Source organism: Plantactinospora sp. A48 (genome assembly GCF_055793945.1).
The window spans coordinates 1-15,835 of the sequence record NZ_JBTIXF010000017.1; the positions used below are offsets into that span (position 1 = coordinate 1).

Annotated in this window: 14 protein-coding genes; 8 read left to right on the top strand and 6 right to left on the bottom strand. The window is 73.8% G+C overall.

The window, feature by feature from the left end; genetic code table 11:
- Positions 1-181: 181 nt before the first annotated feature.
- Both ACXN5W_RS11880 and ilvA read left to right on the top strand, forming a co-directional pair.
- Complete coding sequence (locus ACXN5W_RS11880; protein ID WP_473158274.1) at positions 182-1,579, top strand: amidase; 1,398 nt, start codon at positions 182-184, stop codon at positions 1,577-1,579.
- Between the two features lie 88 nt (positions 1,580-1,667).
- On the top strand, positions 1,668-2,888 hold the full coding sequence (gene ilvA / locus ACXN5W_RS11885) for a threonine ammonia-lyase (protein WP_473158275.1): 1,221 nt from the start codon (positions 1,668-1,670) through the stop codon (positions 2,886-2,888).
- A 50-nt stretch (positions 2,889-2,938) separates the two neighbouring features.
- On the opposite strand, the gene greA is transcribed toward ilvA, so the two are convergent.
- On the bottom strand, positions 2,939-3,436 hold the full coding sequence (gene greA / locus ACXN5W_RS11890) for a transcription elongation factor GreA (protein WP_473158276.1): 498 nt from the start codon (positions 3,434-3,436) through the stop codon (positions 2,939-2,941).
- 236 nt (positions 3,437-3,672) lie between these two features.
- A complete protein-coding gene (locus tag ACXN5W_RS11895; RefSeq protein WP_473158277.1) occupies positions 3,673-4,107 on the bottom strand; it encodes a DUF4307 domain-containing protein in 435 nt (144 codons plus the stop codon).
- 161 nt (positions 4,108-4,268) lie between these two features.
- Here ACXN5W_RS11895 and mca point away from each other — a divergent pair, with 161 nt between their 5' ends.
- From mca to ACXN5W_RS11915, 4 genes are all read left to right on the top strand, one after another.
- Positions 4,269-5,150, top strand: a complete 882-nt coding sequence (gene mca, locus ACXN5W_RS11900) for a mycothiol conjugate amidase Mca (RefSeq protein WP_473158278.1) — start codon at positions 4,269-4,271, stop codon at positions 5,148-5,150.
- A gap of 64 nt (positions 5,151-5,214) precedes the next feature.
- Positions 5,215-5,490, top strand: coding sequence for a hypothetical protein (locus ACXN5W_RS11905; protein WP_473158279.1), 276 nt, complete (start codon positions 5,215-5,217; stop codon positions 5,488-5,490).
- A 268-nt stretch (positions 5,491-5,758) separates the two neighbouring features.
- Positions 5,759-8,515 (top strand): putative bifunctional diguanylate cyclase/phosphodiesterase, encoded by a 2,757-nt coding sequence (locus ACXN5W_RS11910; protein ID WP_473158280.1) that lies wholly within the window; start codon positions 5,759-5,761, stop codon positions 8,513-8,515.
- Between the two features lie 89 nt (positions 8,516-8,604).
- On the top strand, positions 8,605-10,590 hold the full coding sequence (locus ACXN5W_RS11915) for a thioredoxin domain-containing protein (protein WP_473158281.1): 1,986 nt from the start codon (positions 8,605-8,607) through the stop codon (positions 10,588-10,590).
- A gap of 84 nt (positions 10,591-10,674) precedes the next feature.
- Here the strand turns inward: ACXN5W_RS11915 and ACXN5W_RS11920 are convergent, their stop codons facing one another.
- The 4 genes from ACXN5W_RS11920 to ACXN5W_RS11935 are packed head-to-tail and all read right to left on the bottom strand — an operon-like array spanning position 10,675 to position 13,805.
- Positions 10,675-11,772, bottom strand: coding sequence for an ABC transporter ATP-binding protein (locus ACXN5W_RS11920; RefSeq protein ID WP_473158282.1), 1,098 nt, complete (start codon positions 11,770-11,772; stop codon positions 10,675-10,677).
- A complete protein-coding gene (locus ACXN5W_RS11925) occupies positions 11,769-12,581 on the bottom strand; it encodes an ABC transporter permease (protein ID WP_473158283.1) in 813 nt (270 codons plus the stop codon). Before ACXN5W_RS11925 ends, ACXN5W_RS11920 begins: the two co-directional genes overlap by 4 nt.
- Positions 12,582-12,585: 4 nt before the next feature.
- Positions 12,586-13,380, bottom strand: a complete 795-nt coding sequence (gene modA / locus ACXN5W_RS11930; RefSeq protein WP_473158284.1) for a molybdate ABC transporter substrate-binding protein — start codon at positions 13,378-13,380, stop codon at positions 12,586-12,588.
- A complete protein-coding gene (locus ACXN5W_RS11935) occupies positions 13,380-13,805 on the bottom strand; it encodes a TOBE domain-containing protein (protein WP_473158353.1) in 426 nt (141 codons plus the stop codon). Before ACXN5W_RS11935 ends, modA begins: the two co-directional genes overlap by 1 nt.
- Positions 13,806-14,031: 226 nt before the next feature.
- On the opposite strand from ACXN5W_RS11935, the gene ACXN5W_RS11940 reads away from it, so the two are divergent.
- Entirely contained in the window at positions 14,032-15,195 is a 1,164-nt protein-coding gene (locus ACXN5W_RS11940) for a 5-(carboxyamino)imidazole ribonucleotide synthase (protein ID WP_473158285.1), read from the top strand.
- 141 nt (positions 15,196-15,336) lie between these two features.
- Complete coding sequence (gene purE / locus ACXN5W_RS11945; RefSeq protein ID WP_473158286.1) at positions 15,337-15,828, top strand: 5-(carboxyamino)imidazole ribonucleotide mutase; 492 nt, start codon at positions 15,337-15,339, stop codon at positions 15,826-15,828.
- Positions 15,829-15,835: the final 7 nt, after the last annotated feature.

Here is a 15,835-nt window from a genome sequence, read left to right on the forward strand (position 1 = left end):
ACAACACCACCCCCCCCCCTCCCCACCCACCCCCCCCCCCTCCCCCCCCCCCCCCCCCCCCCCCCCTCCCCCCCCCCCCCCCCCCCCCCCCCCCCCCCCCCCCCCCCCCCCCCCGCTCCGGTCGGACCACGCCTGGGCCGCGTGGATCTGGCGTACGCAGGTTGAACGGGAGGGTGGCGCGGTGCAGGACATCAACGCGACCTGGGTGGGCGCGACGGCGAAACAGATCGCCCGGGGCGTCCGGCGCGGCGACGTGTCGGCCACCCAGGTGGTGGCCGACCACCTCGAACACATCGGGCGGGCCGACCGGGATCTGTCGGCCTTCCGGACGGTCCGCGGCGGTGAGGCGATCGTCGAGGCGGAGAAGGTCGACGAGCAGGACGACCTGGCCAACCTGCCGCTCGCCGGCGTGCCCGTGGCGGTCAAGGAGAACACCCCGGTCGCCGGCGTACCGACCTGGAACGGCTCGGCCGCCGCGCGTACCCCGGTCGCCGAGTTCGACCACGAGGTGGTCCGGCGGTTGCGCGGGGCCGGCGCGGTCATCGTGGGCGTCACCCGGATGCCGGAGCTGGGCCTGTGGGGCACCACCGACGACGAGACCGGGGTCACCCGTAACCCGTGGAATCCCGACCACACCCCCGGCGGCTCCTCGGGCGGGTCGGCGGCGGCGGTGGCGGCCGGCCTGGTGCCCATCGCGCACGCCAACGACGGTCTCGGCTCGATCCGGATCCCGGCGGCCTGCTGCGGCCTCGTCGGGCTCAAGCCCGGCCGTGGCGCGGTGCCCAGCCAACTCGGTGCGACCGACTGGTTCGGGCTGGCCGAGCACGGCGTCCTGGCCACCACCGTCGCCGACGCGGCGCTGGGCTTCGCGGTGCTCGCCGGGCGCCGGCCGGACCGGCTCGTGCCCCCGGACCGGCTGCGGGTGGCCGTCTCGCTGCGGTCGCCCGTGCAGGGCGTCCGGCCGGACGCCGCCAACCGGGACGCCGTGGCGACCGCCTCGCGGCTGCTGGCGACCGCCGGGCACGACGCCATCTCCGTCGACCCGGTCTATCCGACCTCGCTCGGCCTGCGCGGCGTGGCGACCTGGCTGGCCGCGGCGGCCGCCGAGACCCGCGCCGCCGGCCTCGACCCGGCGGCCCTGCAACCACGGACCCGCCGGCACGCGGCGCTGGGCGGCTTCGCCGAGCGCCGGGGCTGGGTGCGGGAGGCCGACCGGGCCGCCTGGCGGGAACGCTGCGTGGCCTTCTTCGCCGACAACAACGTGGACCTGCTGCTCACCCCCGCGCTGGCCACCGCGCCGCTGCCGGCGCACCGCTGGTCGGCCCGGTCCTGGCGGACCAACCTCACCGCCAACATCCGGTACGCCCCGTACGCGGCCCCGTGGAACATCGCCGGCCTGCCCGCGCTGGTGGTGCCGGTCGGGCTGCGCCCCGAGGGACTGCCGGTGGCGGTGCAACTCGTCGGACCACCCGGCTCGGAACTGCTGCTGCTCGCCGTCGCCGGGCAGTTCGAGATGACCCAACCGTGGTCCCGGCACGCGCCCGGCCATCCGGCCGGGGCCGCCAAGGCCGCCCAGTGACGGCACCCCGCTGACCTGCTGATCCCGGTTCCGGGGTGACGCTGCCGGCCCCACCGGCTCACCCTGCGCGAGGTGGCACGATCGGGGCATGACGGAGCTGGTCGGCCTGCCCGACATCCAGGCCGCGCGGGAACTGCTCGCGGGCGTCATCCGGCGTACCCCGCTGGAGCCCTCCCGGCCGTTGAGCGCGGACCTCGGCGGCCCGGTCTGGCTCAAGTGCGAACACCTGCAACGCGCCGGTTCGTACAAGGTGCGCGGCGCGTACGTCCGGATCTCCCGGCTGACCCCGGCGGAGCGGGCCCGGGGGGTGGTGGCCGCCAGCGCCGGGAACCACGCCCAGGGAGTGGCGCTGGCCGCCGGGCTGGTCGGCACCGCGGCCACGGTCTTCATGCCGGTCAACGCGCCGCTGCCCAAGGTCGCCGCCACGAAGGGATACGGCGCGACCGTTGAACTGGCCGGCGTGACGGTGGACGAGGCGCTGGTCGCGGCGGGTGAGTTCGCGGCCCGGACCGGCGCGATCCTGATCCACCCGTTCGACCACGGGGACGTCATCGCCGGTCAGGGCACGGTGGCGTTGGAGATCCTCGAACAGTGCCCGGACGTGCGGACCATCGTCACCGGGGTGGGTGGTGGCGGGCTGGTCTCCGGCATCGCGGTCGCCGTCAAGGCGCTCCGCCCGGACGTGCGGGTCATCGGGGTGCAGGCCGAGGGGGCGGCGGCGTACCCGCCCTCGCTGCGGGCCGGCGCGCCGGTCCGGCTCGCGTCGCTCGCGACGATCGCCGACGGCATCGCGGTCGGCCGCCCCGGCGAGATCCCCTTCGCGCACGTGGCGAAGCTGGTGGACGACGTCGTCACCGTCTCCGACGAGGACATCTCCCGGGCCCTGCTGATGCTGCTGGAACGCGGCAAGCAGGTGGTGGAGCCGGCCGGCGCGGTGGGCGTCGCGGCGCTGCTGGCCGGGGTCGTCGAGGTCGCGACCCCGACCGTCGCGGTGCTGTCCGGCGGCAACATCGATCCGCTTCTGCTGCTGCGGGTCATCGAGCACGGGCTGGCGGCTGCCGGCCGGTACCTGCGGCTGACCGTGCGCTGCTCGGACCGGCCCGGTCAGCTGGCCTCGCTGCTCAGCCAGATCGCCGAGCACCGGGGCAACGTGGTGGACGTCGAACACCAGCGACACGATCCGCACCTGCGCCTCGGTGAGGTGGAGGTGGCGCTGTCGGTGGAGACCCGTGGCGCCGAGCATTCCGACCGGCTGGTCGGGGCGCTGCGGGCCAGCGGTTACCGGGTGACCATCGGCGAACGGTCCTGACCGGGCACCGGGACCGGGAGCGCGCCGGCTCCCGGTGACCGGCGGTCGGATCAGCCCGAGAAGGGCTCGAAGCTGATCACCGTGACCTTGATGTCGGCCCCGCTGGGCGCCGTGTAGGTCACGGTCTGTCCCGAACGGCTGCCGAGGATCGCCTGACCCAGCGCGGACTCGGGGCTGTAGACCGTGAGATCGGTCGTCGCGGAGATCTCCCGGGAACCGAGCAGGAACGTTTCGGTGTCGTCCTTGTCGTCGTCGAAGTAGATCGTCACGACCGTGCCGGGCGCGACCGAGTCGGCGGTCGGCGCCTCACCCACCCGGGCGGTGCGCAGCAGCTCCTGTAGGTAGCGGATGCGCATCTCCTGCTTGCCCTGCTCCTCCCGGGCGGCGTGGTAACCGCCGTTCTCCCGCAGGTCACCCTCCTCCCGGCGCTCGTTGATCTCGGCGGCGACGGCGGGCCGGGCGGCGATCAACTCGTCGAGTTCGGCCTGCAGCCGGTCGTGCGCGTCCTGCGACAGCCAGGTAGCGCCTTCGCGATCGGTCGTGGACACAGGCGGTCTCCTCGGTGGGACAACGGTGGACAGGGACGAAATACCAAGTTACCAGTGCGCTACACACCCCGGAGGGGCACGTTTTTCGCACCGCGTACGTGCCGACCCGGTCCGTCAGGCCGTCGGCCGGCCGACCACCGTCCGGCGCGGTCGGTCACGCCACCGTGGCGGTGGGTCACGTCGCTGGATGGTCGATCACACCGTCGAGGCGGTCGGTTCCGCCGTCGGGTGTCCGGTCAGGCCGCCGGGCGGCAGCGCAGCACCTCGCCGAGGAGGGGCCGGGCGGAGGTGGCCAGTCGGTGCCGTACCTCGGGCCGCCGCTGCCCGGCCGCCGCGGTGACCCGTACCTCCTCGTGGCCGACCTCGGCGCCGTCCCGGGAACGGGCCCGCAACAGGCACACGGCCGCGCCGCCCGGTGGCACGGTGACCCGGAAGTCGATCACCACCTGGCTGTCGGTGATCTCCGTGTAGGTAATCACCTCGGCCCGATAGGTCGGATCGCCGTATTGTCGGTAGAGCTGGGCCGAGACCAGGCCGAGCACCGCGACGAGCGCCGCCACGAGCAGACCGGCCAACCAGGGCCGGCGGTGACGGTCGGCGCGTCGCCGCCCGTACCGGCCCGGTGGGAACACCGGTGTGGCGGGCGGAGTTGTGGTGTGCGTCTCGCTCACCGGAGGCGATCTCCTACGGTTGTCGTCGGTGGCATCGGCAAGAATGGCGGAGGTCCATCATCTCAGCCTGTTGCCGGCGGCGAGCCGGCCGGGTGGGACCGGTCCGGTCGCGCGAGCCGACCCGGACAACGTACGCCGGAAGCGACGAGGGAGCACCGGAGTTGGCAGAGCAACTGCGTCTGATGGCGGTCCACGCCCACCCGGACGACGAGTCGAGCAAGGGCGCCGCGACCACCGCGAAGTACGTCGCCGAGGGCGTCAGCGTCCTCGTGGCGACCTGCACCGGCGGGGAGCGGGGCAGCGTCCTCAACCCGAAGCTGGACCGACCGGAGATCTGGGCGAACATCGCCGAGATCCGGCGGGCCGAGATGGACGCCGCGCGGGCGATCCTCGGGGTCGAGCAGGCCTGGTTGGGCTTCGTCGACTCGGGGCTGCCCGAGGGCGATCCGTTGCCGCCGCTGCCCGAGGGCTGCTTCGCGCTCCAGGACGTCGAGGTGGCCGCGGGGCCGCTGGTCCGGCTGATCCGCGAGTTCCGGCCGCACGTCGTCACGACGTACGACGAGGAGGGCGGCTACCCGCACCCGGACCACATCATGACCCACAAGGTCTCGGTGGCCGCCTTCGAAGCGGCCGGGGATCCCAGCCGGTACCCGGAGCTCGGCGAGCCGTGGCAGCCACTGAAGCTGTACTACGACATCGGGTTCTCCCGGGGCAAGGTCACGGCGTTGCACGAGGCGATGCTCGCGGCCGGCCTGGAGTCGCCGTACGCGGAGTGGCTGGAGCGCTGGGCCGACCGGCCGGACAAGGGCCCCCGGATCACCACCCGGGTGGACTGCGCCGAGTACTTCCCGGTTCGCGACGACGCGCTGCGGGCGCACGCCACGCAGGTCGACCCCGACGGCTTCTGGTTCCACGTGCCGATGGAGTTGCAGCGGCAGGCCTGGCCGACCGAGGACTTCCAACTGGCGAGGTCGCTGGTCGACAGCGCGACGCCCGAGTCCGACCTCTTCGCCGGGATCCGCGGTACGGGTCAGGCCCGCTGACCGGCGCGGGCGTACCGTAGGGGGATGGCCGGCCCCGGCCCCGACCGCGGAGGGAACCACAGACATGCTGACCGCCACACAGGTGCTCGCGGAGAACAACTTCGGGGACACCCGGTCCGGCGGTCTGGCCGGTCCGATGGGCCTGTTCCTGATCGTGGTGCTGGCCGTCGCGACGGTGCTGCTGATCCGCAACATGAACTCCCGGTTGCGGCGTCTGCCGGACCGGTTCCCGGACCAGCCGGCCGGCGATCAGGCCACCGCTCAAAACTCGTCGGATGAATCTTCCGATCCCTCGTCTGAGCCGGGTGAGCTGGGACGGAGCGCCCGTTCGGCGCCATGATTCATCCATCTGCCACGTCGCGCCCCCTGTTGCCCCCCCGGCGTTTGGCTTAGCCTTCCGCCGGGGGGACCGATCGTTCCCGCACCGTGCGCGGAAAGGGGGCGCCGATGTCTGACCCATCCGGCGCCCGGCGCCGGCCCCGTAGGAGGGCTGGCGACCGGTCCCGCGTGGTCGTATCCGACCACGCCATCACGGCGGCCGGTAACCGGTTCCCGGCCGCGTCGATCCGTGGCCGGTGCCGCGTCGCCGCCCCGGCCGGGGCTGTTCCATGACGACGCCAGCTCCGGTGGACGACCGTGCCCGAGTCCACCGGATCCTGCGCTGGGCCGGCCTGACCGCGCTGCCTCGCCGGTCGATCGTCCTCATCGGGTGCCTGGCTGTCGCCGCGCTCGCGGCCGTGGCCGGCGGGCTGGCCGTCGACGGCTGGCCGGACGGCGAATCCCCGGCCGAACTGCTCAGGCTGGCCGGCGCCGTGCTGGCGGTCGCCGTCGCGCAGCTGGCCCGGCTGCGGTTCCGGCTGGCCAGCGGCACCGTCAACGTCGGGTGGGGCGAGGCGGCGCTCATCGTCGGGCTGTACGTCGTCCCCGCCGGCCAGCTGCCGCTGGCCGTCTTCCTCGGGTCCACGGTCGCCTGGGTGATCCTGTCCCAGGTGTCCGAGCCACGGGCACCGGTCGACGTGCTCCGGATCGGCTCCTCGCTGACGCTCGGTGCCGTTGCCGGCACGGCGGGCACGATTGCGCTTGTCGATCCGGTGGGACTGCGTCCGACCCCCTCGTCCGCCCTCGCCATGGCGGTCGGGGCCTCGCTGTACCTGCTGGTCACGGTCGCGTTGACCTCGATCACGATGGCTGTCCGGCAGGGTGTGCCGATCGGCCGGCTGCTGCTGCCCACGCTGCGCGGCAAGCTGCTGATGTTCGTCGGGAACGTGCTGATCGGCCTGGTCGTCGTGCTCATGCTGGCCGAGGAACCGAGGTGGCTGCTGTTGCTGCCGCCGGCGCTGTGGCTGCTGCAACAGACGTACAGCCACCGGCTGCGCGCCGACGAGGAGCGGCGGGTCTGGCGTGCCTTCGCCGATGCCACCAGCGCGCTCAACCAGCTCGACGAGGGTGGCGTGGCGAGGGCCGGGGTGACCGGGGCGCTGACGCTGTTCGGTGCCGAGTCGATCGACATCGACGTGTTGCGGCCGGATGGCCAGTGGTGGCGGTACCGGGGTGACGCCGAGGGTCCGGTGGTGGACCTGGCGATTCCCGGGCGTCCGCCCACCGACCGGACCCGCCAGCTGCGCGCGGTCCGTCGGGGGGAGGACCGGTCCCCGGGCGGCCTCGCCGAGCTGACCGGAGCCGGGCTGACCGGAGCCGGGTTGACCGGAGTCGGGTTGACCGGAGTCGGGCTGGCCGGTGTCGGGCTGACCGGAGCCGGGCTGGACGATGCCGGGCTGGGCGGTGCGAGGCTGACCGGTACCGGACCGGAGGCTCGCCGCCGCGATCCGGAGGTGACCCGGTCGTTGACGGTGGGCGCCGTCCACGTCGGTGAGCTGCGGGTACGGTTCCGTGCCCCGGTCGACCCCGGGCTGCGCGACCAGGCCGCGCTGTCGGCCTTCGCCGACGCGCTCGGTGCCGCGCTGCACGACGCCGCCACCCACCACGAGCTGCGGTTGCTGGCGGAACGGTCCAGCTACCAGTCCCAGCACGACGCCCTCACCGACCTGTACAACCGGACGGCGATGCTGACCAGGGGAGACGCCCTGCTGCGCGGGCTTGAGCGTGACCACCCGGTGGCGCTGCTGCTGCTGGATCTGGACCACTTCAAGGAGGTCAACGACACGCTCGGACACGCCGCCGGGGACGAGTTGCTACAGGTGACCGCGAGCCGGCTGGCCGAGCTGAAGCGTCCGGGCGAGCTGCTCGGCCGGCTCGGCGGCGACGAGTTCGCGCTGCTGCTGACCGCGCCGACGGCGGCCGGTCGCCCCGGTTCGTTGCCGCACGCGATCCGGCGGGCCCGGGAGATCGTCGAGACGCTCACCGAACCGACCGAGGTCGCCGGGGTCCGGATGTCGGTCGAGGCGTCGGTCGGGGTGGTGTCCGCCACCGCCGGCACGGCCGACCTGACCGAGCTGCTGCGCCGGGCCGACATCGCGATGTACCAGGCGAAGGAGGGCGGCGGCAGCGTCGCCTCGTACGACAGCGCCCGGGACGCCGCCAACACCGATCAGCTCGCGCTGCTGGCCGAGCTGCGGGAGGCGCTGGACGTGTCCAACCAGCTCGTGCTGGCGCTGCAACCGGCGGTGGACCTGCACACCGGCGCGCCCACCGGGGTGGAGGCGCTGATCCGGTGGAGCCACCCCCGGCGGGGCATGCTGGGTCCGTCCGACTTCGTCCGGGCGGTGGAGAGCAGCGAACTGCTCGGGGCGTTCACCCGGTACGTCGTGGACAAGGCCCTGACCGTCGCCGCCGAGTGGGCCCGGCACGGCCTCGACGTACCGATCTCCATCAACGTCTCGGCGCGTAGCCTGCTGGACCCCCGCCTCCCGGCCGAGATCGCCGAGTCGCTGCGCCGGCACCGGGTGCCCGCCCACCGGCTGGTGCTGGAGATCACCGAGACCGTGGTGATGAGCGAGTTGGAGGTCATCGACGAGGTGCTGGCGGCGCTGCGCGCGCTCGGCGTCCAGCTCGCGGTCGACGACTTCGGCACCGGGTTCTCGTCGCTCACCTTCCTGGCCCGGGTGTCGGTGGACGAGCTGAAGGTCGACCGTTCGTTCGTGATGCGCATGGCGGACTCGGCGGAGGCTGCCGCCATCGTCCGGATCACCGTCCACCTGGCCCGGGAGCTGGGCCTGCGGGTGGTGGCCGAGGGCGTCGAGACGGCGGACCAGCGGGTGGCACTGGCCCAGCTCGGCTGCACGGCAGCCCAGGGCTACCACTTCTTCAAACCGATGCCGGCCGACAAGATCGTGGCGGTGCTGCGGTCCCTGCTCGACTCGGCCCACGCCCGGGTCGTCCCGCTCCGCGCCGACGGCGCCTCCTGAGACGAGGTCTCCCTGGGCGGCACGCCGGGGCCGGCCGGCTCGGGCCACCTTTCCCGGCGGAGCCTCGGGATGATGGATATGGTCGGCGGGTGAATCGACTGGCCGACGCCACCAGCCCGTACCTGCTCCAGCACGCCGACAATCCGGTCGACTGGTGGCCGTGGTGTCCCGAGGCGTTCGCCGAGGCCAAGCGCCGGGACGTGCCCGTGCTCATCTCCGTCGGGTACGCGGCCTGCCACTGGTGCCACGTGATGGCGCACGAGTCCTTCGAGGACGAATCCGTCGCGGCGGCGGTGAACGGGAACTTCGTGGCGATCAAGGTGGACCGGGAGGAGCGGCCGGACATCGACGCCGTCTACATGACGGCGACGCAGGCGATGACCGGGCAGGGCGGCTGGCCCATGACGGTCTTCGCCACCCCGGACGGAACGCCGTTCTTCTGCGGGACCTACTTCCCGCGTACCAATTTCCTCCGGCTGCTGGAGTCGGTGACCACCGCGTGGCGGGACCAGCGGGACGCGGTGGTGCAGCAGGGTGCCGCCGTGGTCGAGGCCGTGGGCGGGGCACAGGCGGTCGGCGGGCCGGTCGCGCCGCTCACGGCCGAGCTGCTGGACGGCGCCGCGACCCAGCTCGGCCGGGAGTTCGACACGGTCAACGGCGGGTACGGCGGCGCGCCGAAGTTCCCGCCGCACCTGAACCTGCTGTTCCTGCTGCGCCACCATCAACGTACCGGCGTGGTGCTCGACCTGGAGATGGTCCGGCACACCTGCGAGGCGATGGCCCGGGGCGGGATCTACGACCAGCTCGCCGGCGGCTTCGCCCGGTACTCGGTGGACGGTCACTGGACGGTGCCGCACTTCGAGAAGATGCTCTACGACAACGCGCTGCTGCTGCGGGTCTACACCCAACTGTGGCGGACGACCGGCGACGCCCTGGCCGGTCGGATCGCCGCCGAAACCGCGGCGTTCCTGCTGGACGATCTCGGCACCCCCGCCGGCGGGTTGGCGTCGGCGTTGGACGCCGACACCGAGGGGGTGGAGGGCGCCACGTACGTCTGGACGCCCGCGCAACTCGTCGAGGCGCTGGGGCCCGACGACGGCCGGTGGGCCGCGGACCTGTTCGGGGTGACCGAATCCGGGACCTTCGAATCCGGTACGAGCGTGCTGCGGCTGGCCCGGGACATCGACGACGCCGATCCGGCCATCACCGCCAGGTGGACCGACGTCCGGGGCCGGTTGCGGGCGGCCCGCGACCACCGGCCGCAACCGACCCGGGACGACAAGGTGGTGGCCGCGTGGAACGGGCTGGCGGTGACCGCGTTGGCCGAGCACGCCGCGCTGACCGGGGACGAGGTGACGGCAGCCGCGGCCGTCGCGGTCGCCGAGGTGCTGGCCGAGCGGCACATCGTGGCCGGCCGGCTGCGCCGGGTCTCCCGGGACGGCCGGGTGGGCGACCCGCCGGGCGTACTGGAGGACTACGGCTGCGTCGCCGAGGCGTTCTGCGCCGTCCACCAGCTCACCGGGGAGGGACGCTGGCTGGAACTCGCCGCCGGCCTGCTGGAGGTGGCGCTGGAGCACTTCACGGCGGACAACGGCGGCTTCTTCGACACGGCCGACGACGCCGAGCGGCTGGTCGCCCGGCCTGCCGACCCGACCGACAACGCCACCCCGAGTGGGCTGTCGGCGATCTGCGCGGCCCTGGTGACGTACGCGGCGTTGACCGGCGAGACCCGGTACCGCGAGGCGGCCGAGCGGGCGCTGGGCACGGTCGCCCCGATCGTCGACCGGCACGCCCGGTTCACCGGCTACGCGGCGGCGGTCGGCGAGGCGCTGCTGTCCGGGCCGTACGAGATCGCGATCGTCACGCCGGAGCCGGCGGCCGACCCGCTGCGGGCGGCGGCCATCCGGCACGCCCCGCCGGGTGCGGTGGTGGTGGCCGGTGCTCCCGACCAGCCCGGTGTGCCGCTGCTCGCCGGCCGGCCGATGCTGGCCGGACAGCCCACCGCGTACGTCTGCCGTGGCTTCGTCTGCGACCGTCCGGTCACCGCCGTGGCCGACCTGCTCGCCGCGCTGTAAGGAAGGGCACCTTGTTATCGCTTTTCGTATAGCAAGGGCCCCCTGTTAATTAACGGGCGGGCAGGTCGACGGGGTCGGGTGGCGTCAGCCGGTGACCGGGTAGGCGCGGGTCTCGGTGGCCTTGACGGCCGCCCAGAGCGGTTGACCGGGAGCCAGCCGCAGCACGGCCGCGGCGGCCGCGGTGACGTCCGCGGCCACCGGCAGCGGCCCGGCGAGCTGCACCCGCAGATTGTCGCCGTGCCGCTGAATCCCGGTCACCGTCGCCGCCCAGGTGTTCCGGGGGCTGCCCTCGGGCCGGGTCGGATGCAGCGCGACAGCCGTCGGCGGGAAGGCCACGAACGCCGGCCCGGTCAGCCGGTCCGTGGTGGTGAGCACGAACCCGTCGGCGAGGGTCACCTCGTGGTCCCGGGCCGTACCCCGGTAGAGGTTGAGCCCGACGAGCCGGGCCACGTAGTCGGTGCGCGGTCGGGCCGTGACCGTGGCCGCGTCGGCGTCCTGCACCACCCGGCCGTCCTCCACGATCACCAGCCGGTCGGCGAGCACCAGCGCGTCCAGCGGGTCGTGGGTGATCAGCAGGGCCGCCCCGGCGTGCCCGGCCAGGTGGTGGTGCAGCTCCGCGCGGGTCGCCATCCGGGTACGCGCGTCCAGTGCGGCGAGCGGTTCGTCGAGCAGGAGCAGCGCCGGATCCACCGCGAGCGCTCGGGCCAGCGCCACCCGCTGGGCCTGGCCCCCGGAGAGTTGTCCGGGGCGCCGGCGCGCGTGTTCGGACAGCCCGACCCGGGCCAGCCACTCGGCGGCGTGCGCCCGGGCCCGCCGCCGGTGCGTGCCGCGTCGGCGTGGACCGAAGGCCACGTTGTCCAGCGCCGACAGGTGCGGGAACAGCAGGTAGTCCTGGAACACCACACCGACCCGGCGGTGCTCGGGCGGCACCCACACCCCGGCCGCCGGTCGATCCAGGTCGACGCCGGCCAGCGTGACGTGACCGGCCGCCAGCGGGGTCAGCCCGGCCAGGGCCCGCAGTGCGGTGGTCTTGCCAGCACCGTTGGGCCCGAGCAGCGCGACCACCTCCCCGGCCGTGACCGTGAGCCGGACGTCCAACCGGAAGCCACCGCGCTCGACCACCAGCCGGGCGTCGAGCAGCGCCCCGCCACCGCGTTCCGGGCTGGGTTCCGGGCCGGTCACGGGGCGCTGAGCCAGCGGTCGCGGAGCCCGGCCAGGATGGCCACCGACACCACCAGCAGGACGAGGCTCAGCACCACCGCGGCCTGGACGTCGGTTTCCAGCGCCAGGTACACGGCCAGCGGCATGGTCCTGGTGCGGCCCGGGAAGTTCCCGGCGAACGTGATGGTGGCGCCGAACTCACCGAGCGCCCGTGCCCAGCAGAGCACCGCGCCGGCCGTGACGCCCGGCGCGACCAGCGGCAGGGTGACCCGGGTGAACGCGGACCAGCGTCCCGCGCCCAGGGTGGCCGCCGCCTCCTCGTACCGGACGTCCAGGCCGCGCAGCGCGCCCTCGACCGAGATCACCAGGAACGGCATCGCGACGAACGCCTCGGCCAGCACGACCCCGGAGGTGGTGAACGGCAACGTCACCCCGAAGGTGGCGTCCAGCCAGCCACCGAGCAGCCCGCGCCGGCCGAAGACCAGCAGCAGCGCCACGCCACCCACCACGGGCGGCAACACCAGCGGTACGGTGACCAGCGCCCGGACCAGACGGCGGCCGGGAAACTCGACCCGGGCCAGCAACCAGGCCAGCGGTACGCCGAGGACCAGGCAGAGCAGCGTGGCCAGGCTGGCGGTGAGCAGCGACAGCCGGAGCGCGTCGAGCACCCCGGGCTGGCCCAGCCGCTCCGGCAGGGTGCGCCACGGAGCGCGGATCAGCAGCCCGGACAGCGGCAGGACCAGGAACGCCAACCCGAGCAGGCCCGGCACCAGCAGCGCGAGCGGGGGCAGCGTACGGCGTCGACCCGCCCGGGTTGTCTCGGTGGGCATCCGGCTACGGCGCCTGGAAGCCGGCGGCGTCGAGGACCGCGTGGCCCGGCCCCGAGCGGACGTAGTCGACGAAGACGCGCGCGCCGCCCGGGTTGGGCGCGTCGCGCAGGACCGCTATCGGGTACTCGTTCACCGCCTGGGCCGATTCCGGGAACTCCACGCCGGTGACCACGTCGCCGGCACCCCGGACGTCGGTGCGGTAGACCAGGGCGGCGTCCACCTCGCCCAGCTTGACCTTGGCCAGCGCGGCCTTCACGTCCTGCTCCAGCGTTACCGGAGTGAGCCGGACACCGGCGGCGTCGAGCGCCTTCCGTGCCGCCGCCCCGCACGGGACCTGCTCCGCGCAGAGCGCCACCTTGACCCCCGGCCGGGTCAGGTCGGCCAGGCTGACCACGTGCCCGGGATTGCCGGCGGGAGTGGCGATCACGAGCTGGTTGCGGACGAAGGTGACCGGCGGATCGGCGGTCAGCCCGGCGTCGGTGACGGTCTTCATACTGGCCGGAGCGGCCGACGCGAACACGTCCGCCGGGGCACCCTGGACGATCTGGGTGGCCAGCGCCGAGCTACCGGCGAAGTTGACGGTGACCTTCAGGCCGGGGTGGGCCGCCTCCAGGTCGTGGCCGATCCGGGTGAACGCCTCGGTCAGCGAGGCGGCGGCGAAGACGGTGACGGTGCCGGTCGGCGCGGTCGCCGTACCGCCGGGGGAGGCCGGTCCGGGTGCGGGCCCGGCGGCGTCCGTCCCACAACCCGCCAGCAGCAGCGCGGCGAGCGCGCCGATGACCAGACGACGTCGGTCCATCACGGTTCCCTGCTCCTGCCCGCGCCGCCGGACGACGACGGCTTCTCGACGAGTACGGTGGTCGACTTGATCACGGCGACGGCGCGCGAGCCGACCCGCAGGCCCAGTTCGTCGACCGCCTCGCGGCTCATCAGCGAGACGATCCGGAACCGGCCCGCCTGGATGTCCACCTGGGCCATCACGGTGTCCTTCACGACCGCGGTGACGATGCCGGGCAACCGGTTGCGGGCCGACGACTCCTCGGCCCGCCCGTCCGGCTCGTCGGCCAGCGAGCGCGCGAAGGCGGCCAGGTCGGTCCCGTCGATGACCCGGTGCCCGTGCGCGTCGCGTACGGCCGGCAGCCGGCCCGCGTCGATCCATCGCCGCACGGTGTCGGCGCTGACCCCGAGCAGCTCGGCGGCCTCACCGATCCGGAACGACGACATGCCGACACGATAGCCCTCGCGGTTGCGAGGCAGAAGAGGCATCTGTCCTTGCGTACCCCGGGATCCGCACCGGAATCTCCTGGCATCTCCCAGGCGCGACCCGGGCCGGCGACGGGCGCCGTGTCGGACGGCAGGTGACTGCGGAGCCGCTGCCGGGTGACTGCGGGACCGGTGGTGGACGGTCCCGGAACCGGCGGTGGGCCGGGCCGATAGGCTCAGCGGTGTTATGGACTCCCGAACCGGACTCCCCGTGGTGGGCATGGTGGGCGGCGGTCAGCTTGCCCGGATGACCCACCAGGCCGCCATCGCCCTGGGCCAGTCACTGCGCGTGCTGGCGCTCACCCCGTCCGACGGCGCCGCGCTGGTCGCCGCCGATGTCCAGTACGGCGACCACACCGACCTGGCGGCGTTACGCATGTTCGCCAAGGGCTGTGACGTGGTCACGTTCGACCACGAACACGTACCGGGGGAGCACATCGAGGCACTCTCCGCCGAGGGCGTCACGCTCTATCCGGCGGCACCCGCCCTGCGGTACGCCCAGGACAAGCGCGCGATGCGGGAACGGCTCTCCGCCCTGGGGGCGCCGGTGCCGGCCTGGCGGCCCGTCGGTACGCCCGCCGAACTCGTCGAGTTCGGCGCCCGGGTGGGCTGGCCGGTGGTGCTCAAGGCGGCCCGTGGCGGGTACGACGGGCGCGGTGTCTGGCCGGTGGCCGACGTCGACCAGGCGGTGGAACGGGCCGGCACGTTGCTGGCCGGCGGCACCGAGCTGATCGTCGAGGAACGGGTTCCGCTGGTACGCGAACTGGCGGTGCAGGTGGCCCGGTCCCCGTTCGGCCAGGTCGCCGCGTACCCGGTGGTCGAGACGGTGCAGCGGGACGGGATCTGCGTCGAGGTGCTGGCCCCGGCACCCGACCTGCCGGAGGAGCTGTCCATCGCGGCGCAGCGGATGGCGATCGACCTGGCCACCGCGCTGGACGTGGTCGGCCTGCTCGCGGTCGAGCTGTTCGAGACCCGCGACGGGCTGGTGGTCAACGAGCTGGCGATGCGACCGCACAACTCCGGTCACTGGACGATCGAGGGTGCCCGGACGTCGCAGTTCGAGCAGCATCTGCGGGCGGTGCTGGACTATCCGATGGGCGAGACCGAGCTGACGGCGCCGGCGGTGGTGATGGCCAACGTGCTGGGCGGCCCGGACGGCGGGATGTCCATCGACGAGCGCTTGCACCACCTGTTCGCGGCGGACCCCGGAGCCCGGGTCCACCTGTACGGCAAGCAGGTGCGACCCGGCCGCAAGATCGGGCACGTCACGGTGCTGGGCGACGACCTGGCCGAGACCCGGGCCCGCGCCGCGCGGGCGGCCCGTTGGCTGCAGGAGGGCGTCGGTGACTGAGCCGGTACGCCCGGCGGTCGCGAACGGAAGAGCGTCGGTGGGTGACCCCGGGCGCCTGATGGTGGTGGACCGGAGGCGCGGCCGGTGAGCGCGCCGGGCGGGCCCGGGAGCCGGGCGCTGGCGAACGAGGAAGGGATCGGCGTGACCGACGTCGGATTGATCATGGGCAGCGACTCGGACTGGCCGACCATGAGGGCCGCCGCCGATGCCCTCGCGGAATTCGGCGTCGGCTACGAGGTCGCGGTCGTCTCGGCGCACCGGACACCGATCAAGATGATCGAGTACGGCCGGGACGCCGCCGGCCGAGGGCTGAAGGTGATCATCGCCGGGGCCGGCGGTGCCGCCGCGCTGCCCGGCATGGTCGCCTCGGTGACCCCGCTGCCGGTGATCGGCGTACCGGTCCCGCTGAAGCACCTCGACGGGATGGACTCGTTGCTGTCCATCGTGCAGATGCCGGCCGGCGTACCGGTGGCCACCGTGTCGATCGGGAACGCCCGCAACGCCGGCCTGCTGGCGGTACGCATCCTGGCGGCCGCCGACGAGACGCTGCGGGACCGGATGTCGGCGTACCAGGCCGAGCTGGAGCAGTTGGTGGCGGACAAGGAGACGGCGCTGCGCGCCTCCCTGAGCTGAACCGGGT